The sequence below is a fragment of the Halopseudomonas formosensis genome, assembly GCF_900115905.1.
GTDB lineage: Bacteria > Pseudomonadota > Gammaproteobacteria > Pseudomonadales > Pseudomonadaceae > Halopseudomonas > Halopseudomonas formosensis.
On the sequence record NZ_FOYD01000006.1, the window covers coordinates 114,456 to 137,753 of the forward strand.

Here is a 23,298-nt window from a genome sequence, read left to right on the forward strand (position 1 = left end):
AAGAGGAAAACTGTCATGAAACTGCGATACAACCTTCCCCTGGGGCTGATCCTGGCAGTGCTGCTGGGCCTGGCCGGTTGCGGCGACCGGGAAGAGGCCGAGGTATCCCTGGACCCGGTGGCCTTCCACAGCGAGGACGAATGCCATGTGTGCGGCATGGTGGTGATGGATTTCCCCGGGCCCAAGGGACAGGCAGTAGCCCGCGACGGGGTGCGGAAGTTCTGCTCCACTGCGGAAATGCTCAGCTGGTGGCTGCAACCGGAGAACCGTATCCTGCAGCTGCGCCTCTACGTCCATGACATGGGTCGCAGCCACTGGGGCCAGCCCGATGACGCGTACCTGGTCGATGCCACCCAGGCCTGGTACGTCACCGGCACCGGGCTGGAAGGCGCCATGGGCGCATCGCTGGCCTCCTTTGCCGAGCGCGAGGCCGCCGAGGCACTGGCCGCCCGACACCAGGGCGCACGGGTAGTAGCCTTCAGCGACATCGACGAGCAGTTCCTGCAGCAGGCCGCAGCTGCGCAGCACGGCGGTATGGGGCATGACATGCACTCCCAGCCGATGGATCCACACAGTCACACCGGCCACTGAGGTCGGTACCGAGGAGTTCAACGAGATGATGGGTATCAGTATCTGGCAACTGGCAATCATTCTGCTGATCGTGGTGCTGCTGTTCGGCACCAAGCGCCTGCGCGGCCTGGGTTCGGATGTCGGCAGCGCCATCAGCGGCTTCCGCAAGGCCGTCAACGAGGGTGACAGCACGCCCGCAGCGCTGGAAAGCGACAAGCTCAAGAGCCAACAGCATTCCTGAACAGGCTTCGCGCCTATCGGGTCGGCAAGTCCGATCGCGGCCCGCGGGCGCACGCCCCGTCGCCTGTTGCCCGGGGTGCAGCGCACCCGCGCTGCGCCTGCACAGCCTCAGGCGGCAGAGACCCCGTCGTCGAGCGGGTGTTCGACATCCCGACGGTGTCAGCGGCACCCATGCCCTTCTCCGTTGTCTGTAAGAGGTAACCCCGTGGCAACCGCTCAAGGGCACGCCTCATGGATTCACCCCGACCGCTCCCCTGGGAGCCCGATCCGCGCTACCGCAAGGCCGTGGCCTACTTCTCGATGGAGTACGCCATCGATCAGGCGTTGAAGATCTACGCCGGCGGGCTGGGCTTTCTGGCCGGCTCGCACATGCGTAGCGCCCACGATCTGCAGCAGAACCTGATTGGCATCGGCATCCTCTGGAAGTACGGTTACTACGACCAGGTACGCCAGGACGATCAGTGCATGCGGGTGCAGTTCATCAGGAAGTACTACCCCTTCCTGCAGCCAACGGATCTGCGTGCCCAGGTCAGCGTCAATGGTCATCCGGTACATATCCGGGTACTGCGTCTGGCGCCGGAGACCTTCGGCACTGCCCCCGTCTATCTGCTGACCACCGATATTCCGGAAAACGACTACCTCGCCCGCACCATCACCCACCGCCTGTATGACACGGAACCGGCAACCCGGGTGGCCCAGAGCATAGTTCTTGGCATCGGCGGTGCCCAGGTGGTTGAACAGCTCGGTGGCGCGGCCATTCACCACCTCAACGAGGCGCATGCGCTGCCCCTGGCCTTCCATCTGCTGGCCAGACTCGGTGATGTGGCTGAGGTCCGCCGACGCGTGGTATTCACTACCCACACCCCGGAGAAGGCGGGCAACGAGGAAAGCGACCCGCAGTTCCTGCACAGCATGGGCTACTTCGCCGGCCTGCCGCTGGAGACCGTCAGGCAGGCTACCGGGACCGATGGCGCCCTGTTCAGCCACACTCTGGCCGCCCTGCGCCTGGCCGCACGGGCCAACGGCGTGTCCCGGTTGCACGCGCAGGTGGCCCGGGATATGTGGAGCGACAATGCCGGGACCTGCCCGATCATCGGCATTACCAATGCCCAGAACGCCCGTTTCTGGCAGGACCCGCAGCTGCGCCAGGCGCTGGACACCGATGACGATGCGGCGCTGGTGGCACGCAAGCAGGCCATGAAGCGGGCGCTGTTCGAGGAGGTGGCCGATCAGACCGGCAAGCTTTTCGACCCACAGACGCTGACCCTGGTATGGGCCCGCCGTTTTGCCGCCTACAAGCGTGCCGACCTGCTGCTGCACGACCTCTATCGCTTCAATCGGCTGCTGGAGCAGCAGGATCGACCGGTTCAGATCATCTGGGCGGGCAAGCCCTTCCCCTTCGATCAGACCGCCGTGGACATGTTCGACCAGCTGGTGCATCTGACCTGGCGCCATCCCCGGATCGCGGTGCTCACCGGCTACGAGATCCGCCTGTCGCGCTTGCTCAAACAGGGTGCGGATATCTGGCTGAACACGCCGCAACGGCTGCGCGAGGCCTCGGGCACCAGTGGCATGACTGCCGCCATGAACGGTGCGGTCAACCTGACCATCTGCGACGGCTGGGTACCGGAGTTCGCCGTGGACGGGCACAACTGTCTGCTGATACCGCCGGCCGATCCGACCGGGGATGTCGAGGCCCAGCGCGCCGAGGACGCCCTGCAGCTGATGGAGTTGCTCGAGAACCGGGCCCTGCCCATGTACTACGATCAACCTGGACGCTGGTTGCAGCTGATGAAACAGGGCATGCGCGATGTACAGCCCCGCTTCGACTCCGACCGGCTGGCACACCAGTACTACGAACTCATGTACAACCCCTGAGGAGAACGACATGGCCACAGGTTGGGCGCAGGACGGTGCCGTTCAGGAACAGATAGAAGACAGCATCCAGGATGCGGTGGACAGGGCACGCAGCCAGTTGCCGGCAGGGCCGAGCCTGACCCACTGCGAGGAATGCGGCGACCCTATTCCGCAGGCCAGACGCGAGGCACTGCCCGGGGTGCGCCTGTGCGTACCCTGCCAGACCGAGCATGATGCCGACCAGCGCCAGTCCGCCGGTTACAACCGCCGCGGCAGCAAGGACAGTCAATTACGTTGAAATACCGGCCCGATACCGGAAGGAGCTTTGCTTGCATACAGCCGTTCCCGAAACCCCTGCCGCGGCGGTCCAGCTGACCGGCTGCGAACCCCTGTTCCTGGTCATGAACAGCCGCTCCGGCAAGCAGGATAGCGAGGCCACACGCCAGGCCATACGGACAGCCTGTGCCGAGGCCGGGCGCCGCTGCGAGCTGCTGGTGATGGAGCGCGGCGCCGACCTGAACAGCGCCGCACGGAAGGCCGTGACCCTGGCCCGTGAACAGGGCGGCATAGTGGTGGCCGTCGGTGGCGACGGCACCCTGAATGCGGTGTGTCAGGCGGTGGTGGGCCAGGGCGTGCCCTTCGGCGTCCTGCCCCAGGGGACCTTCAACTATTTCGGCCGCGCCCATGGCATTTCCCAGGACACCGGCCAGGCGATGCACGACCTGCTCAACGCCCGTCTGGAACACATCAGTCTGGGTCAGATCAACGGACGCTATTTTCTGGTCAATGCCAGTCTCGGCCTCTATCCGCAACTGCTGGAGGACCGCGAGGAGTACAAGCAGCGCTACGGTCGCAGCCGCTGGATCGCCCTGGTCGCCGCCCTGGTCACCCTGGCGCGGGCCCATCGCCAGCTCGACATCACCCTGGAGCATGGCGGCCGCCACGAGCGCCTGCGCACGCCGACCCTGGTGGTCTGCAACAACGCCCTGCAGCTCAAGCACATAGGTGTGGATCCGGCGCTGCCGGACAACCGCGACCATCTGGTGGCCCTGGCCTCCAGACCGGTGGGCACCGGCGCGCTCTACCTGCTGCTGTTGCAGGGCCTGCTCAGCCGCATGGGTGAAGCGGAGAATGTCATCAGCTTCGGTTTCGAAAACCTGACGGTGCGCCCCAACGCCCGGCCGCGGATGGTCAAGGTGGCGGTGGATGGCGAGATACTGCGCATGCGCACGCCCCTGACCTTCCGCATTGCCCCGCATGTGCTGCCGCTGCTCATTCCGCGCAGCGCCCCCACACCGGAGCATCCATGACCCGTCTGCTGCACCTGTCAGATCTGCACTTCGGCACCGAGGATCCCGGAGTGGTTCAGGCCCTGCTGCAACTGGAGCAGCAACTGCGGCCGGATCACTGCCTGCTCAGCGGCGACATCACCCAGCGGGCGCGGCGCGGCCAGTTCGCCGCCGCCCAGGCTTTCGTGCGGCGTCTCGGCGCCCCGGTGATGGCCGTGCCCGGCAATCACGATCTGCCGCTGTTCAATCTGGCGGCACGTCTGTTCAATCCCTACGGCAACTACCGCCAGGCGTTCGGGCAGGATCTGGAGCCCGTGCTGGACACGCCACGGCTGTTGGTGATCGGCGTCAACAGTACTCGGCCAGCGCGACACAAGGACGGTCAGGTGTCCGCCGCCCAGGTGCAGCGGGTGAGCCGGCGCCTGCAACAGGCCGCACCCGGACAGCTGCGCATAGTGATGCTGCACCATCCGGTTCGTGCCATAGAAGAGTCGGACCTGAGCAACTTGCTGATCGGTCGGGAGCGGGCAGTACCGGAGTGGGTGGATGCCGGGGCGGATCTGCTGCTGGGTGGACACATCCACCTGCCCTATCTGGTACCGCTGCAGGGCAGCCAGCCCGAGCGGCGCGGCTGGGCAGTGCAGGCGGGCACGGGACTCTCGACGCGTACCCGCGGCGCCGTGCCCAACTCGGTGAATCTGATCGAATACGACGCCGGCGGGCCGCGGCGCTGCTGCCTGACCCGCTGGGATTATCTGGCGGGTCAGGGCTTCGTGGAGGTCGAGCGCAGCGAGCTGCGCCTGAGCGACCTATAGCTCGGCGTTGTGGTAGACGTTCTGCACGTCATCCAGATCATTGAGCATGTCGAGGAAGCGGTCGAACATGGGTCGATCCTCCTCGCCGATGGCGGTGAAGGTCTGGGGCAGGAACTGGATCTCGTCGACCTCGAACTCCACCTCACCCAGGGCCTCGGTCAGCGCCTGGCGGGCCTTGGCATATTCGGTGTTGGGAGTGAAAACGGTGATCAGGCCATCCTCGTTCTCGATGTCGGTGACATCCACATCAGCCATCATCAGCGCCTCGAGCACGGCTTCCTCGTCGTCGCCCTTGAAGGCCAGGATAGCGCAGTGGTCGAACATGTGGCTGACGCTGCCGGGGGTGCCCATCTTGCACTTGGTCTTGGTGAAACAGTGGCGCACATCGGCAATGGTGCGGTTGGGGTTATCGGTCAGGCACTCGACAATCACGATGCAGTTACCCGGGCCAAAACCCTCATAACGCGCCACCGAGAAATCCTCACCACCGCCGCCCTTGGCCTTGTCGATGGCCTTGTCGATCACGTGGGCCGGCACCTGATCCTTCTTGGCCCGCTCGATCAGGCCACGCAGGGACAGGTTGCCTGCGGGGTCGACACCGCCGGACTTGGCACAGACATAGATTTCCCGTGCGTATTTGCTGTAGAGCTTGGTCTTGGCGTCGGCCGTCTTGGCCATGGATTCCTTGCGGTTCTGATAAGCGCGTCCCATCCGGCGGTCCCGTTTGATTGAAAAGCCGTCATTCTACGTCAGTTGCCCGCTGCGCTGGAGTATTTTCCACTCCCCGCCCAGCGGAAAATCCGGTCTGAACTCCCGCGTCGTTTATCCAGTCAGAACTGATACCCATTCGAGGTGCTGACGATGATGCTGCATTCCCTGACTGACGGCTTCTTCAGGCCGCTCACCACGGTCCTGGCCCTGACCATGATGCTCACCGGCTGCCAATGGCCCGCAGATCCCGAACGTTCCCTGACCGCGGCCCGGGAACGGGGCGCCCTGCGTGTCGGTGTGGTGGCCAACCCACCCTGGGTTGAAGTGCCGGACCCGGCGGCGCCGGTCGGCCTGGAAAGTGAACTGGTGCGCGAGTTCGCCGAGCGTCAGGATCTGGATATCCAATGGCATCATCGCGGGGTCGAGCAGTTGGTGGAGTCCCTGCGTCGACATGAACTGGACCTGCTGATCGGTGGTTTCTCCGCCACCCACCCCTGGCGCGCCGAGGTCGGCCAGACCTTTATCTATTTCAACGAACGCAACCAGCAGGGCACACTGGGTGAACATGTCATCCTCACGGCGCCCGGCGAGAATGCCCTGCTCCTGACGCTGGAGCGTTTCCTGTTCACCCGCCAGGACCCGGAACACTACCTGCCCACGCTGCGAGCCGCCGGCCAGCCATGAGGGTACGTCAGGGTTATCGGCTGCCCGCAGACCGGGAAGCCCTGCTGCACAAGGCGATCCGCCTCGAGTGGATCTCGCTGGGCTTCGTGCTCAGCATAGTGCTGGTGATGTACCTGAGCATGGGTTCTTCCCAGACCATGAAGATGGCCCTGCTCGAGGATCTGCTGGCCCTGGTGCCGCCGGTGGTCTTCCTGCTGGCCATGCGCATGCGCAAGCAGCCTCCGGACGAGCAGCACCCTTACGGCTACAGTCGCGCCATCCTGCTGGCCTTCCTTGCCGCCGCCATGGCCATAGTCCTGTTCGGCCTATTCATGCTGATCGATTCGGCAAGCTCGCTGCTGCGCCAGGAAAGGCCCAGCATCGGCCACTTCCAGCTGTTCGGCGAGGCCTATCCGATCTGGGGTGGCTGGGTGATGATCCTGGCCCTGGTGTACTCCATGATTCCGCCGATCATTCTCGGGCGCATGAAGCTGCCGCTGTCCCGCGAGCTGGACTGGCGTCTGTATGACCTGATCCTCATGCCGGTCGAGAAAATCAACCGTTGAACAGGAGCCCGATCATGTGGAAACCCAACCCCGGTCCCCATCACAACCCGAGCGGCAACTCCACCTTCTGGTGGTGCCGCCCCTTTGCCGCTCAGGATGATCCGCTGTGCCGGATCAACCGCCATCAGCCCCTGCCGGCCTGGCGACGCAAGGCACTGCTCAAGTAGGCATCTGACAGGCACCGGCGTGCTACCATTGCGCGCCGGTGCCGCAACCAAGGCGGCGCCCGTTTCCATGTAACGATACGGACCTGCCCGTGCACGCCCCCACTCTGAGTTTCGATGTTGTCATCATCGGCGCCGGCGCCTCCGGCCTGATGTGCGCCGCCACCGCCGGTCAGCGCGGCCGGCGGGTACTGGTACTGGAAAAGGCCAACAAGCCCGGCAAGAAGATTCTCATGTCCGGTGGCGGGCGCTGCAACTTCACCAACTACCAGGTCGAAGCGGACAACTTCATATCGGCCAACCCGCACTTCTGCAAGGCAGCGCTCAAGCGCTACACCCAGTGGGACTTCATCAGCCTGATCGAACGCCACGCCGTCGAATACGAAGAGCGCCGGCATTCCCAGCTGTTCTGCCGGCATTCGGCACGGGATGTGCTCAACATGCTGCTGGACGAATGTGCCGCTGCCGGCGTGGAGATCCGTACCCATTGCGAACTGCTGCAGGTCAGCGCACTGGATTCGCAGCACCTTCGCTACCGTCTTGAGCTGCGCCAGGGCCAGCAACCGCTGCGCATCGAGTGCCACTCGCTGGTGGTGGCCAGCGGCGCCCTGTCCATTCCCACCCTCGGCGGCAGCGGTATCGGCTACCAGATTGCCGAGCAGTTCGGTCTGTCGGTGACGCCGCGACGCGCCGGATTGGTGCCCTTCATGTTCAGTGACAGCATGAAGGGTCTCTGCGAACGCCTGTCCGGGCTGGCGCTGGAAGTCGAAGCCAGCTGCAACGGCCAGAGCTTCACCGAGAACATGCTGTTCACCCACCGGGGAATAAGTGGTCCGGCCATTCTGCAGATCTCCAGCTACTGGCACCCCGGCGACAGCCTGACCCTGGATCTGCTGCCCGGGATCGACGCTGCCCAGTGGCTGCGGGAAGCCAAGCAGCTGCAGGCCCGCCAGCTGCTCAGGACGGTACTTGCCGAGAAGCTGGGACGAGCCCTGGTCACCGAGCTGCAACAGCTCTGGTGGCCGGAGGCGGCGGACAAACCCCTGGCCGAGTTCAGTGACCGCCAGTTGCTGCACATCGCCGGCCAGCTCAATGGTTGGGTCATCAAGCCTTCGGCCACCGAAGGCTACCGTACCGCCGAGGTGACCCTGGGTGGCGTGGATACCGCCGCCATCAGTTCGCGCACCATGGAAGCCCGTGACTGCCCCGGGCTCTACTTCATCGGCGAAGTGCTGGACGTCACCGGTCACCTGGGCGGGTTCAATTTCCAGTGGGCCTGGTCATCCGGCTACAGTGCCGGACTGGCAGTCTGAGACCGGCTGCGCCAGAGCGCCCCCAGAATCAGCAGTCCCAGCAGGCAGGTCGCCCCATGGATGAAAAGCCGCGGATGACGACTGAAGAAGCTGCCACCGGAGGCCGCATCGAAGGGCACCCGCACCAGCAGCTCGTCCGCATTGAAGGCCTGGCCCTCACCGAGAATCCGCCCATGGGGTGCAGCCACCACCGAGGGGCCATTGTTGATCAGATGGGCCATCGGCAGGCGGTTCTCCACCGCGCGCAGGATCGACATGTTGGCGTGGTGCCGGGGCTGAGTGCTCTCACCGAACCAGTTGTCCTGGGACAGGAACAGCAGCATCTTGCCGGCACCGTCGGCACCTACCGCAGCGGCTACGAAGTCGGCAAAGGCCGCCTCGTAGCAGACCATGGGCATGACCCTCATGCCTGCCGCCGGAAATTCCACATGGGCCTCCCCGGCACCCAGGGGCCGCAGGAACTCGCCGAACACCCGGTCATTGATCGGGCGCAGCCAGGACCATGACCAGGGCGGCGGCAGATACTCGCCGAAGGGCATGCGCAGCATCTTGCGGTATCGGGCCGCCAGCTCACCCTCGGCATCCAGCAGCGCCACCGTGTTGTAGCTGATTCGCTCGCTGCCCTGCCACTGGCGCTCGACATCATGGAAGATCAGCGGCACCCCCCGGCGAGACACCTCCCGGGCATAGGCCTGGCGTACGCTGTAGGTGTCGAAATAGCCCTTGTAACGGGCCTCCGGCCAGGCCACCCACTGGGCGCCCGCCTCGATCAGCCGCCGGGTCGCTTCCATCTCCTGGGGAAACTCCCGGGTGAAGCCAGGCGCCGGAGGGGGAATATCCAGGGTGATGGGGTCATTGGGCTGGACCAGCCCGATGCGCAGCGTTTCCCAGTCATGCATCCGCCGATCCCAGTCCTGCAGACTGATGACGCCGTAGCCGAGCCACAGCAGCAGGGCGATCCAGGCGATGCGGTTGGCCATCGCCGACCGTGGCCCATCCCGGGTCAGCATCCGGTACAGCAGCACCGCGAACAGCGCCATTACCGCGTCCAGGCCGGCGGCGCCGGTCCATTCCACCGCCTGCAGCGCCGGCAGAAACTGCACCTGACCATCGGCAAAGTGGGTCTTGAACAGCATCGGATAGAACGCCATCACCACCACCAGCGACAGCGGGAAGGCCAGCAGCTCCCAGCCACCCAGCCGGCGCACCAGCCAGCGATAGAGCATGCTGGTCAGGCCCAGGGTCAACCCCAGGTAGCTCCAGAACAGCGCCGCCAGCACCAGGCTCAGGCCGGGGTTGACCTGCTTGAGGTTGATCATGAACTGGGCCAGCCAGTAGCTGCCCCCGGCAAAACACAGGGTGCCGGCAACCCAGCCCAGCAGCAGTCCCATGCCCGGGCCGGCCCCCCGCAGGGCATAGAGCAGCGGCACCCAGCCCAGCCATCCGCTCCAGAACAGCTGATTGTTCAGCCAGGGCACACAGAGCATCAGACCGCTGAGTGCGGCCAGCAGCAGACGCAGCAGCAGCGATCGGTACCCAGCCTGCAGTCGGTCGATCAGGGCCGGCTGCGCTGGCAGAGGGGAACTGGTAGGCAGCATGGGTCGGCAATCCGGTACGGGTTCAGCCCCATCCTTGCCCGTCAGGCGGTCGCAGGCAATACCCTGTCCGAGTGAATCGTGACCCCTGCCACAGTAACGCCCAAAGCCGCTATGCTTGGCCTCGTTTCTGACCGTCGAGGAATAACACACCATGCCCCACTGGTTGACCGGAACCCTGACCAGCCTGCTGGTCCTGCTCAATACCCTGATCGGGATCGGCCCGATGATGGTGCTTGCGGTGCTCAAGGTAGTGATTCCCCACCAGGGTTTCCGCCGCTGGAGTTCACGCTGGGTCATGTGGATTGCCGAAACCTGGGCCGAGACCAACAAGGCCATCTTCCGCCTGATGCTGCCGACGGTCTGGGACATCCGCTGCGATACTCCCCTGTACAGCGACCATTCCTACCTGGTGATCAGCAACCATCAGTCCTGGGTGGACATACCGGCACTGGTGCAGTCCTTCAACCGCAAGACGCCCTATTTCAAGTTCTTCCTGAAAAAGGAGCTGATCTGGGCGCCCTTTCTCGGGCTGGCCTTCTGGGCGCTGGATTACCCCTTCATGAAGCGCTACAGCAAGGCGCACCTGGAACGCCATCCCGAGGACCGGGGCAAGGATCTGGAAATCACCCGCCGCGCCTGCGAGAAGTTCCGCCACCTGCCGGTGACCGTGGTCAACTTCCTGGAAGGCACCCGCTTCACCCCGGCCAAGCATGCCGCCCAGCAATCCCCTTACCGCCACCTGCTGCGGCCCAAGTCCGGTGGCATTGCCTTTGTCACCGCCGCGCTGGGCGAGCAAATGCGTTCGCTGCTGGATGTGACCATCGTCTATCCGGAGCAGACGCCGCCGGGCTTCTGGGCCCTGATCAGCGGTCGGGTACCCTATGTGCTGGTGGACATCCGCTCGCAGACGCTGCCGGCCGACCTCTTCCATGGCGATTACAGCGAGGATCCGCAGTTCCGCGAGTACTTCCAGAACTGGGTCAACAGCATCTGGGATGCCAAGGATCAGCGTATCGCCGAACTGCGCGCGGCGCTGGGTACCCGCGGCTGAGCCGGAAGGCTGCCGCGCCGGGGCGACCGGCGCCCGCCCATCGGGCGGGCGCATCTGCTACACTCCCCGCCCCTTCCCTGCAGGTCAATGACGTGAGCCATTCCGACTTTTCCACACTGCCGCTGCCCGCCCCTCTGCTCGACAGCATCCAGCAGCTGGGCTATCAGCAGATGACCCCGATCCAGCGCGCGGCACTGCCGGTCATCCTCGGCGGTGAGGATCTCATTGCCCGGGCACGCACCGGCAGCGGCAAGACCGCCGCCTTCGGCATCGGCCTGCTGGCGCCGCTGAATCCCGCCTTCCTCGGCTGTCAGGCCCTGGTGCTCAGCCCCACCCGGGAGCTGGCCGGGCAGACCGCTGACGCCCTGCGGGCACTGGCCAGGGGCACCGGCAACATCAAGATCCTGACCCTGGCCGGCGGCACCCCCTTCGGTCCACAGGCCGCCTCCCTGGAGCAGGGCGCGCACATCATTGTCGGCACCCCGGGGCGGGTACGCGACCACCTGCAGCGCGGCACGCTGAAGCTGGATCGACTCAACTGTCTGGTACTGGATGAGGCCGACCGCATGCTCGACATGGGGTTCATCGAGGTCATCAGCGAGATCATCGAGTGCACCCCGAGCCGGCGTCAGACCCTGCTGTTCTCCGCCACCTATCCACCGGGGATCGAAGGTCTGGCCGGGCGCTTCATGCGCAACCCGCAGCAGGTGGTGATCGAGGAAACCGAGGTCAGGAACCCCATCAGCCAGCGCTTTTATGAGGTCAGCGCCGAACAGCGTCTGCCGGCGGTGCTGCGCCTGCTGGCGGCCGAACGGCCGCAGCCCTGCATGGTGTTCTGTCAGACCCGCCAGCAGTGCCAGCAACTGCAGCAACTGCTCAATGGCAACCGGGTCAGCGCCCTGGCCCTGCACGGCGATATGGAACAGCGTGAACGGGATCAGGTACTGGCCCTGTTCGCCAACCAGAGCTGCAGCGTGCTGGTGGCCACCGACGTGGCAGCCCGGGGCATCGATATCGAGGGGGTGGCGGCGGTGATCAACGCCGAACTGTCACCGGACCCGGCGGTGCATACCCACCGCATCGGTCGCAGTGGCCGCGCCGGTCAGCCGGGGCTGGCCCTGAGCCTGGTTACCCCGGCTGAACAGGGACGAGCCCGGCGTATCGAGGAAGCCCTGGGTGAGCCGCTGAACTGGGCTTCACTGGACCGGCTGCCGGAGCATCTGGACAAACCCCTGCTGCCGCCCATGCGCACCCTGGCGGTGGCCGGTGGACGCAAGGACAAGGTTCGCCCCGGCGACCTGCTCGGCGCCCTGACCGGAGAGGCGGGACTGCCCGGCGATGCCATCGGCAAGATCAGTATCAGTGATTTCCAGGCGCTGGTAGCGGTGCGCTGGGATCTGGCCCAGACCGCGCTGGAGCGGCTGGAACAGGGGAAGATCAAGGGCCGCCGGTTCAAGGTGCGGTTGCTGTAAGGCGTGGCGCAGCGTAGGTTTTCCAGGCTTCCCTCTGGGAAATCTCGAGCACCAGCTCGATGAGCGGACTGACACGCAGCGCATGCGCTGCCGACCCAACACCGCGCACGCGCTGGTGCTCGTCCCTCCCTGGAGTGCTCGCCGCCACCCCGGGTGGCCGGGATGTAACCCGGCACACCCATCTCAGCCCAGTACGCGCAGGCCGCGCTTGGCCTTGGGGCGGGTCAGTTGGCCGAACAGCCAGCTGCCGATGGCCACCGCCACGCAGAGGGCCAGCCACTGCCATCCACCTGCCGGGGTGGTGAGGCTCGGCAGCGTCAGCGGCAGTGCCGGCAGCAGCTTGTAAGCCGCCCAGATACCCCCTGCCCCGGCCAGCGCGAACAGCAGCCAGCGCCAGGGACGGAAGATCCGCGCCAGCGCTTCGGCAATCGGCAGGGTTATCAGCAGGGTGACGGCCAGTATGGCCGCCAGGATCGGCAGCAGGCCGAGCAGCGCCGGCCAGCCGGCCGCCACGCGCTCGTTCAGGTCAAGGGGTGTCTCGGCCAGGGCGGCGATCTCGATCTGGGCCTGCACCAGGCCGCCCAGAATGGTCGCCACCACAACCGCCAGCAGATAGAAGGCGATGATGCGCAGTATCGCTATGGGTGACATCGTTCAGTCCTTGTCAGGCAGATCCGGCAGGTTGCGCAGGGACTGCTCATAGCCCTCGAGGTCAAAGGGGGCGTCCTGCTCCAGCATCTGGTTGATATGAAAGGCCAGCACCTGAGCCATCAGGTCGAGACTGTCGGCGCGCTCATAACCCACCAGGGTCAGCTTGTTCAGCGTGGCCTGGGCAGCGGCGGGCGAACCGTCGGCCAGCTGGTTCTCGATCGCTTCCAGCAGCTTCTCGTGGGTGAAAGACTCGTCGGCTTCGTTATCGGCTTGGGACATGCTTGGTCTCGTTGGTGTTCTGTTCCGGGTGGCACGGGGCTCCGAGGTTCATCGAGCTGGTGCTCGAGGTTCAAGGCAAGCCCGGGCCGTCCCGGCGGGTGCGTTACGCCGCCAGCAGCGCATGCTGCGGGCTCGGCGAGCAGACGCTCGCCAACCCCGGCTGGAACGCCCTGATCAGTTGACCTTGGGGTCCAGCTCACCGCTTTCGTAACGCTGGTACATGGCTTCCAGACTGATCGGCTTGATCTTGGAAGCATTACCGGCGGTGCCGAAGGCTTCGTACCGGGCGATGCAGATATCGCGCATGGCCTTGACGGTTTCGCTGAAGAACTTGCGCGGGTCGAACTCGCTGGGGTGCTGCGCCATGTAGCGACGGATGGCCCCGGTGGACGCCAGACGCAGGTCGGTATCGATATTGACCTTGCGCACGCCGTACTTGATGCCCTCGACGATCTCCTCGACCGGCACGCCGTAGGTTTCCTTGATGTCGCCGCCATACTCGTTGATGATCGCCAGCCACTCCTGGGGTACCGAGGAGGAGCCGTGCATCACCAGGTGGGTGTTGGGGATGCGCTCATGGATCGCCTTGATGCGGTCGATGGCCAGGATGTCGCCGGTCGGTGGGCGGGTGAACTTGTAGGCGCCGTGGCTGGTGCCGATGGCGATGGCCAACGCGTCCACCTTGGTTTTCTTGACGAAGTCGGCGGCCTCCTCGGGGTCGGTCAGCATCTGGCTGTGATCCAGGGTACCCTCGGCACCGATGCCGTCTTCCTCGCCGGCCTGGCCGGTTTCCAGGCTGCCCAGGCAACCCAGTTCACCCTCTACGGAAACACCACAGGCGTGGGCCATTTCCACGGTGCGACGGGTTACGTCAACGTTGTACTCGTAGCTGGTCGGCGTCTTGCCGTCCTCGCCGAGCGAGCCATCCATCATCACCGAGGAGAAGCCCAGCTGGATCGAGCGCTGGCAGACGGCGGGGCTGGTGCCGTGGTCCTGGTGCATGCACACCGGGATATGCGGAAACTCCTCGATGGCGGCCAGGATGAGGTGGCGCAGGAAGGGTGCACCGGCGTACTTGCGGGCGCCGGCGGAGGCCTGCACGATCACCGGGGAGTCGGTCTTGTCAGCCGCTTCCATGATGGCCCGCATCTGTTCCAGGTTATTGACGTTGAAGGCCGGGACGCCGTAGCCGAACTCGGCGGCGTGGTCCAGCATCTGGCGCATGCTGATCAAAGCCATGGTGATATTCTCCGGTTAACTGTATTCAATTCACTGCCGCGTAGCCTGCCGCAGCAGGCCCGTGGCTGCAAGTGCCCCGCGCGCGGGGCAGGATAACGGTTGCTCAGTTACTGCGCTGTTGCAGTATCTCGACCGCCGGCAGCACCTTGCCCTCGACGAACTCGAGGAAGGCGCCACCGCCGGTGGAAATGTAGGAAATGCGATCGGCCACACCGTACTTGTCGATGGCTGCCAGGGTATCGCCGCCGCCGGCAATGGAGAACGCCGGGCTCTCGGCAATGGCCTCGGCCAGCGCGCGGGTACCTTCGCCGAACTGGTCGAACTCGAACACCCCGACCGGGCCGTTCCACAGGATGGTACCCGAGGACTTGAGCAACTGGGCGAACTGTTCAGCGGTTTTCGGACCGATATCCAGAATCATGTCATCCGCGGCCACATCCTCGACCGCCTTGACCGTGGCCTCGGCGTCCTCGGCAAAGGCCTTGGCCACCACCACATCCACCGGCAGGGGTACGCTGACCTTTTCGGCGATGGCGCGGGCGGTATCCACCAGATCCGCCTCGTACAGGGACTTGCCCACCGGCAGACCGGCCGCAGCAAGGAAGGTATTGGCGATGCCGCCACCGACGATCAGCTGGTCGCACTTCTCGGACAGGGCATTGAGCACATCCAGTTTGGTCGACACCTTGGAGCCGGCAACGATGGCGGCCATCGGCTTGGCCGGCTTGTCCAGCGCCCGGGCCAGGGCCTCCAGCTCGGCTGCCAGCAGCGGGCCGGCGCAGGCGGTGGCGGCGAATTTGGCTACACCGTGGGTGGAGGCCTGGGCACGGTGGGCGGTACCGAAGGCGTCCATGACGAAGACATCACAGAGGCCAGCGTATTTCTGCGCCAGCTCATCGGTGTTCTTCTTCTCGCCGGTGTTGAAGCGCACGTTCTCCAGCAGTACCAGCTCGCCCGGCTGCACCTGCACGCCGCCGAGGTAGTCACGCACCAGCGGGACGTCACGGTCCAGCGCCTTGCTCAGGTACGCGGCGACCGGTGCCAGGCTGTTCTCCTCACTGAACACGCCCTCTTCCGGGCGACCCAGGTGTGAGCAGACCATGACCGCTGCACCCTTTTCCAGCGCCAGGCGGATGGTCGGCAGTGCGGCCAGGATGCGCGCATCGCTGGCGACCTGGCCATTCTTGACCGGGACGTTGAGATCTTCACGAATCAGAACCCGCAACCCGTTCAGGTCGAGTGCCTCCATGGTCAGTACCGGCATGTAGTGCTCCTTGTCCAGAGATTGGAAATTAACTGTTGTTCAGTCGCGGGCCGCCGCACCCTCAAGCTGCTGCAGCCAGTACTGCGCCACATCCAGCATGCGGTTGGCAAAGCCCCATTCGTTATCGAACCACACCAGCAGGTTGACCAGGCGCGGGCCGGCGACCCGGGTCAGACTGCCGTCGATGATCGCGGAATGCGGATCATGGTTGAAATCACAGCTGGCGTGCTGCAGCTCGGTATAGCCCAGCAGGCCGGAATACTCAGACTCTGACGCCTGTTGCAGCAGCCGGTTCACTTCCTCGGCGCTGGTGTCACGACGGGTCTGCAGGGTGATGTCCAGCGCCGAGACGTTGACCGTGGGCACCCGCATGGCCTTGGCCTGCACCCGCCCGACCAGCTCCGGCAGCAGCCGCTCGATGCCCCGGGCCAGCCCGGTGGACACCGGGATCACCGACTGGAAGGCCGAGCGGGTGCGGCGCAGGTCCGCATGGTGGTAGGCGTCGATCACCGGCTGGTCGTTCATCGCCGAGTGGATGGTGGTGATGGACACCTGCTCCAGACCCAGCTCGCGGTTGAGCAGATGCAGCACCGGCACGCTGGCGTTGGTGGTGCAGGAGGCATTGGAGATCAGCCGCGCGCGCGGATTCAGGCTGTGGTGGTTGACGCCGTAGACCAGGGTGGCATCCACCGCCTCGGCGTTGGCCATCGGCTGGGAGAACAGCACACGGGGTACACCGGCTTCGACGAAGCGGGCACCCTCGTCACGGCGGGTGTACTGCCCGGAGCATTCCAGCAGCAGGTCGATATCCAGCGCCGCCCAGTCCACCGCTTCGGGGGTGGACGCACAGAGCACCTTCACGCAGTGGCCGTTGATGTGCAGGCAGTCGCCGTCGACCCGCACCTCACCGGGAAAGCGCCCGTGGGTAGAGTCGAAGCGGGTCAGGTACTCGACGCTGGCCTGATCGGCCAGATCGTTGAGGGCCACTATCTGCATGTCCTGCCCACCCCGCTCATGCAGGGCGCGCAACACACAGCGGCCGATACGGCCGTAGCCATTCAGGGCGATGCGATAGGGCCTGCCGCGCGACATGTTCACTCGTCTTCGAGCAGCTCGTCGGCCACCGCCAGGACATTGTCCAGGGTAAAGCCGAAGGCTTCGAACAGCTCCCCTGCCGGCGCTGACTCACCGTAGGTGTGCATGCCGATGATGCGGCCGTCCAGACCAACGTACTTGTACCAATAGTCGGCGTGGGCCGCCTCGATGGCGATGCGCGCACCCACTTCCAGCGGCAGCACGGCCTGGCGGTACTCGGCGTCCTGCTGGTCGAACACGCTGGTGCAGGGCATGGATACAACGCGCACGCGGCGACCCTGTTCGTTGAGTTTTTCCCAGGCCTGCATCGCCAGGCCGACCTCGGAGCCGGTGGCAATCAGGATCAGCTCGGGCTCGCCGGCGCAGTCCTTGAGGATGTAACCGCCGCGGGCTATGGCCGCCTCGGTTTCATCATCACGCACATGGCACGGCAGGTTCTGGCGGGAGAAGATCAGTGCGCTGGGACCATCCTTGCGCAGCAGTGCCTGCTTCCAGGCCACCGCCGACTCGACGGTATCCGCCGGACGCCAGGTATCCAGATTGGGGGTGGTGCGCAGGCTGGTCAGCTGTTCGACCGGCTGGTGGGTCGGGCCGTCCTCGCCCAGACCGATTGAGTCGTGGGTGAACACATAGATGACCCGCTGCTTCATCAGCGCCGACATGCGCACCGCATTGCGGGCGTACTCCATGAACATCAGGAAGGTGGCGCCATAGGGGATCAGACCGCCGTGCAGGGCGACACCGTTCATGATGGCGGCCATGCCGAACTCGCGCACGCCGTAGTACATGTAGTTGCCGGAGGCATCTTCGGCCACCACCGGCTTGCAGCCGCTCCACAGGGTCAGGTTGGAACCGGCCAGGTCAGCGGAGCCACCGAGCAGCTCGGGCAGCAGCGGACCGAAGAAATTCAGGCAGTTCTGGCTGGCCTTGCGGCTGGCGATGTTCTCGCCCTTCTGCGCTACCTCGCGGATGAAGGCACTGGCCTTCTCCTCGAAGTCCGCCGGCAGCTCACCGGCCATGCGGCGCTTGAACTCGGCAGCCAGCTCGGGGAATTCGGCCTGGTAGGCAGCGAACTTCTCGTTCCACTGCTGCTCGGCACGGGCACCGGCTTCGCGGGCGTCCCACTCGGCGTAGATGTCTTCGGGGATCTCGAAGGGACCATGCTTCCAGCCCAGCGCCTCGCGGGTCAGAGCGATCTCGTCCTCACCCAGGGCTGCGCCGTGGGAGGATTCCTTGCCCTGCTTGTTCGGCGAGCCGAAGCCGATGATGGTCTTGCAGCAGATCAGGGTCGGCCTGTCGCTCTTGCGAGCAGTCTCGATGGCCAGCCTGATCTCGTCGGCATCGTGGCCGTTGACGTTGCGGATCACCTGCCAGCCATAGGACTCGAAGCGCCGGGGGGTATCGTCGGTGAACCAGCCATGCACTTCACCATCGATGGAAATGCCGTTGTCATCATAGAAGGCGGTCAGCTTGCTCAGGCCCAGGGTACCGGCCAGCGAGCAGACTTCATGGGAAATGCCTTCCATCATGCAGCCGTCACCGAGGAACACATAGGTGTCGTGATCGACGATGTTGTGCCCGGGGCGGTTGAACTGGGCGGCCATGATCTTCTCCGCCAGGGCAAAGCCCACGGCGTTGGCGATGCCCTGCCCCAGCGGACCTGTGGTGGTTTCCACACCGGCGGTGTAGCCGTATTCCGGGTGGCCGGGGGTGCGGCTGTGCAGCTGACGGAAGTTCTTCAGATCATCGATGGTCAGGTCATAGCCGGTCAGGTGCAGCAGGGAATAGATCAGCATGGAGCCGTGGCCGTTGGACAGCACGAAACGGTCGCGGTCAGCCCATTGCGGGTTGGCCGGGTTGTGCTTGAGGAAGTCCCTCCAGAGCACTTCGGCGATATCCGCCATGCCCATTGGCGCACCCGGATGACCACTGTTGGCTTTCTGCACCGCATCCATGCTCAGGGCACGAATGGCATTGGCTCGGTCACGACGACTGGGCATGAACAACTCCTGTGATTTTGGCAAGGCTGGGAGGGGCCCAGGACTGGTCCACGCCCCCGGAAAATGAAAGGACGGCATTTTCGCCCAAACTGCTGCAACGGGCAATGAAAACCCGGACCGACCATGGAAAACGCCGGGAATTGTGGACGAGCGGCCCAAATCCGAGATGAATATCAAAATATTTTGATATAGCCGTTGCGAGACCGGTCGCGGCTGACTAGAATCCCCCAGCATGAACAGCACCGCCTCCCTCGCCCTCGTCGCCAGCTCGAGTTCCGAGCAACTGGCTGCCTTTCTCAAGGCGGCGGGGGATCAGCTGCGCCTGGATATCCTGCGGGTACTGCGCAATGACTCCTTCGGCGTGCTGGAACTGGCGCAGATCTTCGACATGCGCCAGTCAGGCATGAGCCACCACCTCAAGGTACTGGCCAGCGCAGGTCTGGTCAGCACCCGTCGTGAAGGCAATTCGATCTTCTACCGGCGCAGCCTGGCCGACGCCAGCCCCTGGCCGGTGCTGCACGAGCAGCTGCTCGGCGAACTTGACGCCCTGCCGCTGGAAGACCGACTGCAGAGCGCCATCGCCCTGGTACACAGTCAGCGCGGCGAGGTGTCGCGGCAGTTCTTCGCCCGTTTTACCGATGGCACCCCGGCGCAGCAGGACCTGATTGCCCACTTCGGCCTGTACCGCGAACCGCTGCTGGACCTGATCGACAGCCTGGCCCTGCCGGACCGGGCGCTGGCCATCGAGGTCGGGCCGGGGGAAGGCGGCTTCCTGCCGGATCTGGCCGGCCGCTTCACCCGGGTGCTGGCCCTGGACAACGCCCCGGCCATGCTGGAGCGCGCCCGCCAGCAGTGCAGCGAGGCCGGTCTGGTCAATGTCGAATGCCTGCTGGCCGATGCCCTGCAGCCCCAGGCCCTGCCCCCGGCGGACGCCGTGGTGTGCAATATGGTGCTGCACCACATGCCGGCGCCAGCGGAGGCGCTCAAGCGCTTCGCCGACCTGCTCAGGCCCGGCGGCAGCCTGATCCTCACCGAGCTGTGCCGACATGATCAGAGCTGGGTTCAGGACACCTGCGGTGACCTGTGGCTGGGCTTCGACCAGAGCGACCTCGCCCGCTGGGCTTCACAGGCGGGATTGAACAGTGGCGTCAGCCTCTATCTGGGACTGCGCAACGGATTTCAGATTCAGCTTCAACAATTTTCCAAGGACCAGAACCATGAGTGAATACAGCATCTTCACGTCCGAATCGGTATCCGAAGGCCATCCGGACAAACTGGCTGATCAGATCTCCGACGCCGTGCTCGACGCCATTCTCGCCGAGGACAAGCTGGCCCGTGTGGCCTGCGAAACCATGGTCAAGACCGGCGTGGCGATCATCGGCGGGGAAATCACCACCAGCGCCTGGGTCGACCTGGAGGATCTGGTACGCAAGGTGATCAAGGATGTCGGCTACACCTCCTCCGAGGTCGGCTACGACGCCGATACCTGTGGCGTGATCAACATCATCGGCAAGCAGTCACCGGATATCGCCCAGGGTGTGGACCGGCAGAAGCCCGAGGATCAGGGCGCAGGGGACCAGGGCCTGATGTTCGGTTATGCCAGCAACGAGACCAGCGTACTGATGCCCGCGCCCATCACCTTCGCCCACCGTCTGGTCGAGCGCCAGGCCGAGGTGCGCAAGAACGGCACGCTGAACTGGCTGCGCCCGGACGCCAAGTCCCAGGTCACCTGCCGCTACGAGAACGGCCAGGTGGTCGGTATCGATGCCATTGTGCTGTCCACCCAGCACAATCCGGAGATCGCCCAGGAAGACCTGCGCGAGGCGGTGATGGAGACCATCATCAAACACGTGATCCCGGCCGAGCTGCTGCATGCCGGCACCCAGTACCACATCAACCCCACCGGCAAGTTCGTCATCGGTGGCCCTGTGGGTGACTGCGGTCTGACCGGACGCAAGATCATCGTCGATACCTACGGCGGCATGGCCCGTCACGGTGGCGGCGCCTTCTCCGGCAAGGACCCGTCCAAGGTCGACCGCAGCGCCGCCTATGCCGGTCGTTACGTGGCCAAGAACATCGTCGCTGCCGGCCTGGCCGATCGCTGCGAGATCCAGGTGTCCTACGCCATCGGCGTGGCCCAGCCGACCTCGGTGTCGATCAACACCTTCGGCACCGGCAAGGTCAGCGACGAGCGCATCGTTCAGCTGGTTCGCGAGCACTTCGACCTGCGGCCCTATGCAATCACCCGCATGCTCGACCTGTTGCACCCGATGTACCAGGCCACCGCGGCCTACGGCCACTTCGGTCGTGACCCCTACGAGATGACCGTGAAGGGCGACACCTTCACCGCCTTCCCCTGGGAACTGACCGACCGCGCCGACGCCCTGCGCGCCGACGCCGGGCTGTAACAGACCGGGGAATCCGGAGCAGGCCGTCCCGGCATACGCGGTGCGGCCCTGCCCTGCAGGGAAGTGGAATCAGCGGCGGAAGCCGTCGTGGCATCCCTTGCAGCCCTGCTGTACCGCTGCCACAGGGGCAGCCACCTGCTCGGGACTGTCGACACCCTCGCGGGTAACGACAAGCAGATCGGCCACGGCCTGGCGGTAATCCGCTATGGCCTGCTGCCAGGCATCCGGCTGCTGCCAGATGTCAGTGAGGGCCGCATTGCGCTGCCTGGAGTCGCCGGGCTCGGGAAAGTAGTCCCAGGGCGCCTCGACCAGTTCGGCCAGGCCCTCGGCGTGTCCGGCCAGGGCCTCGCCATCGAAGGGCACGCGCCCCGACAGCATGCCGCCCATGGGCTCGCTGTGCTGGAGGAATTGTTTGAACACCGCCTGACGCTTGCCCTCAGGCGAATCGGGATCGGCAGGACCGCCGCAACCGACCAGAGCCAGGCCCAGGGCCGCAGGCAGCAATATTCGGGGAAGGGAAACAGACAACGGATTTCTCCCTGACGTACGTGGAATTGATAGTGGGGCCGGAATCGGCCCTCGCAAGCTTACTCTTATTGGAGCTGATTATGAGCGCAGTCATGCAAGCAGATTTTTCCGACTACAAGGTAGCGGACATCACCCTGGCCGATTACGGCCGCCGCGAAATCGTCATCGCCGAATCGGAAATGCCGGCGCTGATGGCGCTGCGTCGCAAGTACAAGGCCGAGCAGCCGCTCAAGGGCGCACGCATCCTCGGCTGCATCCACATGACCATTCAGACCGCGGTGCTGATCGAGACCCTCGTCGAGCTGGGCGCCGAAGTGCGCTGGTCCTCGTGCAACATCTTCTCCACCCAGGACCACGCCGCCGCCGCCATCGCCGCCGCCGGCATTCCGGTATTCGCCTGGAAGGGCGAGACCGAAGAGGAGTACGAATGGTGCATCGAGCAGACCATTCTCAAGGACGGTCAGCCCTGGGACGCCAACATGGTACTGGACGACGGCGGTGACCTGACCCAGATCCTGCACGAGAAGTACCCGCAGGTGCTGGACAGGGTCCACGGCATCACCGAGGAAACCACTACCGGCGTACACCGCCTGCTGGAGATGCTGAAGAAGGGCACCCTGAAGGTACCGGCGATCAACGTCAACGACTCGGTGACCAAGAGCAAGAACGATAACAAGTACGGCTGCCGTCACAGCCTGAACGATGCCATCAAGCGCGCCACCGACCACCTGCTGTCTGGCAAGAAGGCGCTGGTCATCGGTTATGGTGACGTGGGCAAGGGCTCGGCCCAGTCCCTGCGCCAGGAAGGCATGATAGTGCGCGTGGCCGAAGCCGATCCGATCTGCGCCATGCAGGCCTGCATGGACGGTTTCGAGGTCACCTCGCCCTACATCAACGGCGTCAACGACGGCACCGAAGCCAGCGTCAACCGCGAGCTGCTGGGCAACACCGACCTGATCGTCACCACCACCGGCAACATCAACGTGTGCGACGCCAACATGCTCAAGGCGCTGAAGAAGCGCGCCGTGGTGTGCAACATCGGTCACTTCGACAACGAGATCGATACCGCCTTCATGCGTCAGAACTGGGCCTGGGAAGAGGTCAAGCCGCAGGTACACAAGATCCACCGTACCGGCAAGGACGGCTTCGATCCGGCCAACGACGACTACCTGATCCTGCTGGCCGAGGGCCGCCTGGTGAACCTGGGCAATGCCACCGGTCACCCCAGCCGCATCATGGACGGCTCCTTCGCCAACCAGGTGCTGGCCCAGATCCACCTGTTCCGCCAGGGCTATGCCAACCTGGACGCCACCGCCCGCGAGGAGCTGCTGCGCGTGGAAGTGCTGCCCAAGGAGCTGGACGAGGAAGTGGCGCTGGAAATGGTCAAGGGCTTCGGTGGCGTGGTCACCCGTCTGACCCAGCAACAGGCCGACTACATCGGCGTGCCGGTGGAAGGTCCGTTCAAGCCGGACACCTACCGCTACTGATACCCGCCTGGGGGGGGCGCGAGCGCGCCACCCCCAGC

General features: G+C 64.9%; 25 protein-coding genes. 16 read left to right on the forward strand and 9 right to left on the reverse strand.

Annotated features, from left to right (window positions below):
• Window positions 1-15: 15 nt before the first annotated feature.
• From BM046_RS10315 to BM046_RS10340, 6 genes are all read left to right on the forward strand, one after another.
• Window positions 16-591 (forward strand): nitrous oxide reductase accessory protein NosL, encoded by a 576-nt coding sequence (locus BM046_RS10315; protein ID WP_090539161.1) that lies wholly within the window; start codon window positions 16-18, stop codon window positions 589-591.
• Window positions 592-616: 25 nt separating this feature from the next.
• Entirely contained in the window at window positions 617-811 is a 195-nt protein-coding gene (tatA, locus tag BM046_RS10320) for a twin-arginine translocase TatA/TatE family subunit (protein WP_177197839.1), read from the forward strand.
• 230 nt (window positions 812-1,041) lie between these two features.
• Window positions 1,042-2,688, forward strand: coding sequence for an alpha-glucan family phosphorylase (glgP, locus tag BM046_RS10325; RefSeq protein WP_090539163.1), 1,647 nt, complete (start codon window positions 1,042-1,044; stop codon window positions 2,686-2,688).
• Between the two features lie 10 nt (window positions 2,689-2,698).
• Window positions 2,699-2,965, forward strand: coding sequence for a DksA/TraR family C4-type zinc finger protein (locus BM046_RS10330; RefSeq protein ID WP_090539165.1), 267 nt, complete (start codon window positions 2,699-2,701; stop codon window positions 2,963-2,965).
• A gap of 31 nt (window positions 2,966-2,996) precedes the next feature.
• A complete protein-coding gene (locus BM046_RS10335) occupies window positions 2,997-3,977 on the forward strand; it encodes a diacylglycerol/lipid kinase family protein (protein WP_218150030.1) in 981 nt (326 codons plus the stop codon).
• Window positions 3,974-4,771, forward strand: a complete 798-nt coding sequence (locus BM046_RS10340; RefSeq protein WP_090539170.1) for a metallophosphoesterase family protein — start codon at window positions 3,974-3,976, stop codon at window positions 4,769-4,771. Before BM046_RS10335 ends, BM046_RS10340 begins: the two co-directional genes overlap by 4 nt.
• Here BM046_RS10340 and BM046_RS10345 read toward each other — a convergent pair.
• The gene (locus BM046_RS10345) at window positions 4,766-5,482 is read right to left on the reverse strand and encodes a YebC/PmpR family DNA-binding transcriptional regulator (protein WP_090539172.1); all 717 of its coding nucleotides are present in this window, start codon (window positions 5,480-5,482) and stop codon (window positions 4,766-4,768) included. The genes BM046_RS10340 and BM046_RS10345 overlap by 6 nt on opposite strands.
• Window positions 5,483-5,632: 150 nt before the next feature.
• On the opposite strand from BM046_RS10345, the gene BM046_RS10350 reads away from it, so the two are divergent.
• From BM046_RS10350 to BM046_RS10360, 4 genes are all read left to right on the forward strand, one after another.
• Window positions 5,633-6,166 carry a transporter substrate-binding domain-containing protein gene (locus tag BM046_RS10350; RefSeq protein ID WP_090539174.1) on the forward strand — a complete coding sequence of 178 codons (534 nt, stop codon included), beginning with the start codon at window positions 5,633-5,635 and terminating at the stop codon, window positions 6,164-6,166.
• Window positions 6,163-6,711 carry a cation efflux transmembrane domain-containing protein gene (locus tag BM046_RS10355; RefSeq protein ID WP_090539176.1) on the forward strand — a complete coding sequence of 183 codons (549 nt, stop codon included), beginning with the start codon at window positions 6,163-6,165 and terminating at the stop codon, window positions 6,709-6,711. The genes BM046_RS10350 and BM046_RS10355 overlap by 4 nt, the downstream gene beginning before the upstream one ends.
• 14 nt (window positions 6,712-6,725) lie before the next feature.
• Entirely contained in the window at window positions 6,726-6,878 is a 153-nt protein-coding gene (locus BM046_RS16240; protein ID WP_177197840.1) for a hypothetical protein, read from the forward strand.
• Between the two features lie 89 nt (window positions 6,879-6,967).
• A complete protein-coding gene (locus BM046_RS10360; RefSeq protein ID WP_090539178.1) occupies window positions 6,968-8,188 on the forward strand; it encodes a BaiN/RdsA family NAD(P)/FAD-dependent oxidoreductase in 1,221 nt (406 codons plus the stop codon).
• Here the strand turns inward: BM046_RS10360 and lnt are convergent.
• The gene (lnt, locus tag BM046_RS10365; RefSeq protein WP_177197841.1) at window positions 8,164-9,786 is read right to left on the reverse strand and encodes an apolipoprotein N-acyltransferase; all 1,623 of its coding nucleotides are present in this window, start codon (window positions 9,784-9,786) and stop codon (window positions 8,164-8,166) included. The genes BM046_RS10360 and lnt overlap by 25 nt on opposite strands.
• Before the next feature lie 151 nt (window positions 9,787-9,937).
• On the opposite strand from lnt, the gene BM046_RS10370 reads away from it, so the two are divergent.
• A complete protein-coding gene (locus BM046_RS10370) occupies window positions 9,938-10,837 on the forward strand; it encodes an acyltransferase (protein WP_090539182.1) in 900 nt (299 codons plus the stop codon).
• Window positions 10,838-10,929: 92 nt separating this feature from the next.
• Complete coding sequence (gene dbpA / locus BM046_RS10375; RefSeq protein WP_090539184.1) at window positions 10,930-12,309, forward strand: ATP-dependent RNA helicase DbpA; 1,380 nt, start codon at window positions 10,930-10,932, stop codon at window positions 12,307-12,309.
• Between the two features lie 183 nt (window positions 12,310-12,492).
• On the opposite strand, the gene BM046_RS10380 is transcribed toward dbpA, so the two are convergent.
• Window positions 12,493-12,960, reverse strand: coding sequence for a hypothetical protein (locus BM046_RS10380; RefSeq protein ID WP_090539186.1), 468 nt, complete (start codon window positions 12,958-12,960; stop codon window positions 12,493-12,495).
• Window positions 12,961-12,963: 3 nt separating this feature from the next.
• Window positions 12,964-13,239: a hypothetical protein gene (locus BM046_RS10385; protein WP_090539188.1), complete on the reverse strand. Its 276-nt coding sequence runs from the start codon at window positions 13,237-13,239 to the stop codon at window positions 12,964-12,966.
• Between the two features lie 59 nt (window positions 13,240-13,298).
• Between BM046_RS10385 and BM046_RS16490 the strand changes: the two genes are divergently transcribed.
• Window positions 13,299-13,421 (forward strand): hypothetical protein, encoded by a 123-nt coding sequence (locus tag BM046_RS16490; RefSeq protein ID WP_268875175.1) that lies wholly within the window; start codon window positions 13,299-13,301, stop codon window positions 13,419-13,421.
• Here the strand turns inward: BM046_RS16490 and fba are convergent.
• The 4 genes from fba to tkt form a co-directional block, all read right to left on the reverse strand.
• Window positions 13,414-14,478, reverse strand: coding sequence for a class II fructose-bisphosphate aldolase (fba, locus tag BM046_RS10395; protein WP_090539192.1), 1,065 nt, complete (start codon window positions 14,476-14,478; stop codon window positions 13,414-13,416). The two genes, BM046_RS16490 and fba, sit on opposite strands and share 8 nt — an antisense overlap.
• A 103-nt stretch (window positions 14,479-14,581) precedes the next feature.
• Entirely contained in the window at window positions 14,582-15,742 is a 1,161-nt protein-coding gene (locus BM046_RS10400; RefSeq protein WP_090539194.1) for a phosphoglycerate kinase, read from the reverse strand.
• Between the two features lie 39 nt (window positions 15,743-15,781).
• Window positions 15,782-16,834, reverse strand: coding sequence for an erythrose-4-phosphate dehydrogenase (gene epd / locus BM046_RS10405; protein WP_090539196.1), 1,053 nt, complete (start codon window positions 16,832-16,834; stop codon window positions 15,782-15,784).
• Window positions 16,835-16,836: 2 nt separating this feature from the next.
• Window positions 16,837-18,837: a transketolase gene (tkt, locus tag BM046_RS10410; RefSeq protein WP_090539198.1), complete on the reverse strand. Its 2,001-nt coding sequence runs from the start codon at window positions 18,835-18,837 to the stop codon at window positions 16,837-16,839.
• Between the two features lie 232 nt (window positions 18,838-19,069).
• Here tkt and BM046_RS10415 point away from each other — a divergent pair, with 232 nt between their 5' ends.
• Window positions 19,070-20,062 carry an ArsR/SmtB family transcription factor gene (locus BM046_RS10415; protein ID WP_090539200.1) on the forward strand — a complete coding sequence of 331 codons (993 nt, stop codon included), beginning with the start codon at window positions 19,070-19,072 and terminating at the stop codon, window positions 20,060-20,062.
• On the forward strand, window positions 20,055-21,245 hold the full coding sequence (gene metK, locus BM046_RS10420) for a methionine adenosyltransferase (protein ID WP_090539202.1): 1,191 nt from the start codon (window positions 20,055-20,057) through the stop codon (window positions 21,243-21,245). The genes BM046_RS10415 and metK overlap by 8 nt, the downstream gene beginning before the upstream one ends.
• A 69-nt stretch (window positions 21,246-21,314) precedes the next feature.
• Here metK and BM046_RS10425 read toward each other — a convergent pair whose 3' ends face one another.
• On the reverse strand, window positions 21,315-21,773 hold the full coding sequence (locus tag BM046_RS10425) for a c-type cytochrome (RefSeq protein ID WP_143084177.1): 459 nt from the start codon (window positions 21,771-21,773) through the stop codon (window positions 21,315-21,317).
• Between the two features lie 80 nt (window positions 21,774-21,853).
• Between BM046_RS10425 and ahcY the strand changes: the two genes are divergently transcribed.
• Complete coding sequence (gene ahcY, locus BM046_RS10430) at window positions 21,854-23,260, forward strand: adenosylhomocysteinase (RefSeq protein WP_090539305.1); 1,407 nt, start codon at window positions 21,854-21,856, stop codon at window positions 23,258-23,260.
• The last annotated feature ends 38 nt before the right edge of the window (window positions 23,261-23,298 follow it).

Excerpts from the sequence above, each read along its gene's own strand:
- BM046_RS10380 (WP_090539186.1), bottom strand. The coding sequence starts at position 12,960 with ATGTCACCCATAGCGATACTGCGCATCATCGCCTTCTATCTGCTGGCG.
- BM046_RS10370 (WP_090539182.1), top strand. The coding sequence starts at position 9,938 with ATGCCCCACTGGTTGACCGGAACCCTGACCAGCCTGCTGGTCCTGCTC.
- BM046_RS10345 (WP_090539172.1), bottom strand. The coding sequence starts at position 5,482 with ATGGGACGCGCTTATCAGAACCGCAAGGAATCCATGGCCAAGACGGCC.
- BM046_RS10315 (WP_090539161.1), top strand. The coding sequence starts at position 16 with ATGAAACTGCGATACAACCTTCCCCTGGGGCTGATCCTGGCAGTGCTG.
- BM046_RS10350 (WP_090539174.1), top strand. The coding sequence starts at position 5,633 with ATGATGCTGCATTCCCTGACTGACGGCTTCTTCAGGCCGCTCACCACG.
- BM046_RS10355 (WP_090539176.1), top strand. The coding sequence starts at position 6,163 with ATGAGGGTACGTCAGGGTTATCGGCTGCCCGCAGACCGGGAAGCCCTG.
- epd (WP_090539196.1), bottom strand. The coding sequence starts at position 16,834 with ATGTCGCGCGGCAGGCCCTATCGCATCGCCCTGAATGGCTACGGCCGT.
- BM046_RS10330 (WP_090539165.1), top strand. The coding sequence starts at position 2,699 with ATGGCCACAGGTTGGGCGCAGGACGGTGCCGTTCAGGAACAGATAGAA.
- BM046_RS16240 (WP_177197840.1), top strand. The coding sequence starts at position 6,726 with ATGTGGAAACCCAACCCCGGTCCCCATCACAACCCGAGCGGCAACTCC.
- tkt (WP_090539198.1), bottom strand. The coding sequence starts at position 18,837 with ATGCCCAGTCGTCGTGACCGAGCCAATGCCATTCGTGCCCTGAGCATG.
- BM046_RS10340 (WP_090539170.1), top strand. The coding sequence starts at position 3,974 with ATGACCCGTCTGCTGCACCTGTCAGATCTGCACTTCGGCACCGAGGAT.
- metK (WP_090539202.1), top strand. The coding sequence starts at position 20,055 with ATGAGTGAATACAGCATCTTCACGTCCGAATCGGTATCCGAAGGCCAT.
- ahcY (WP_090539305.1), top strand. The coding sequence starts at position 21,854 with ATGAGCGCAGTCATGCAAGCAGATTTTTCCGACTACAAGGTAGCGGAC.
- BM046_RS10400 (WP_090539194.1), bottom strand. The coding sequence starts at position 15,742 with ATGCCGGTACTGACCATGGAGGCACTCGACCTGAACGGGTTGCGGGTT.
- BM046_RS10415 (WP_090539200.1), top strand. The coding sequence starts at position 19,070 with ATGAACAGCACCGCCTCCCTCGCCCTCGTCGCCAGCTCGAGTTCCGAG.
- BM046_RS10385 (WP_090539188.1), bottom strand. The coding sequence starts at position 13,239 with ATGTCCCAAGCCGATAACGAAGCCGACGAGTCTTTCACCCACGAGAAG.
- lnt (WP_177197841.1), bottom strand. The coding sequence starts at position 9,786 with ATGCTGCCTACCAGTTCCCCTCTGCCAGCGCAGCCGGCCCTGATCGAC.
- fba (WP_090539192.1), bottom strand. The coding sequence starts at position 14,478 with ATGGCTTTGATCAGCATGCGCCAGATGCTGGACCACGCCGCCGAGTTC.
- tatA (WP_177197839.1), top strand. The coding sequence starts at position 617 with ATGATGGGTATCAGTATCTGGCAACTGGCAATCATTCTGCTGATCGTG.
- glgP (WP_090539163.1), top strand. The coding sequence starts at position 1,042 with ATGGATTCACCCCGACCGCTCCCCTGGGAGCCCGATCCGCGCTACCGC.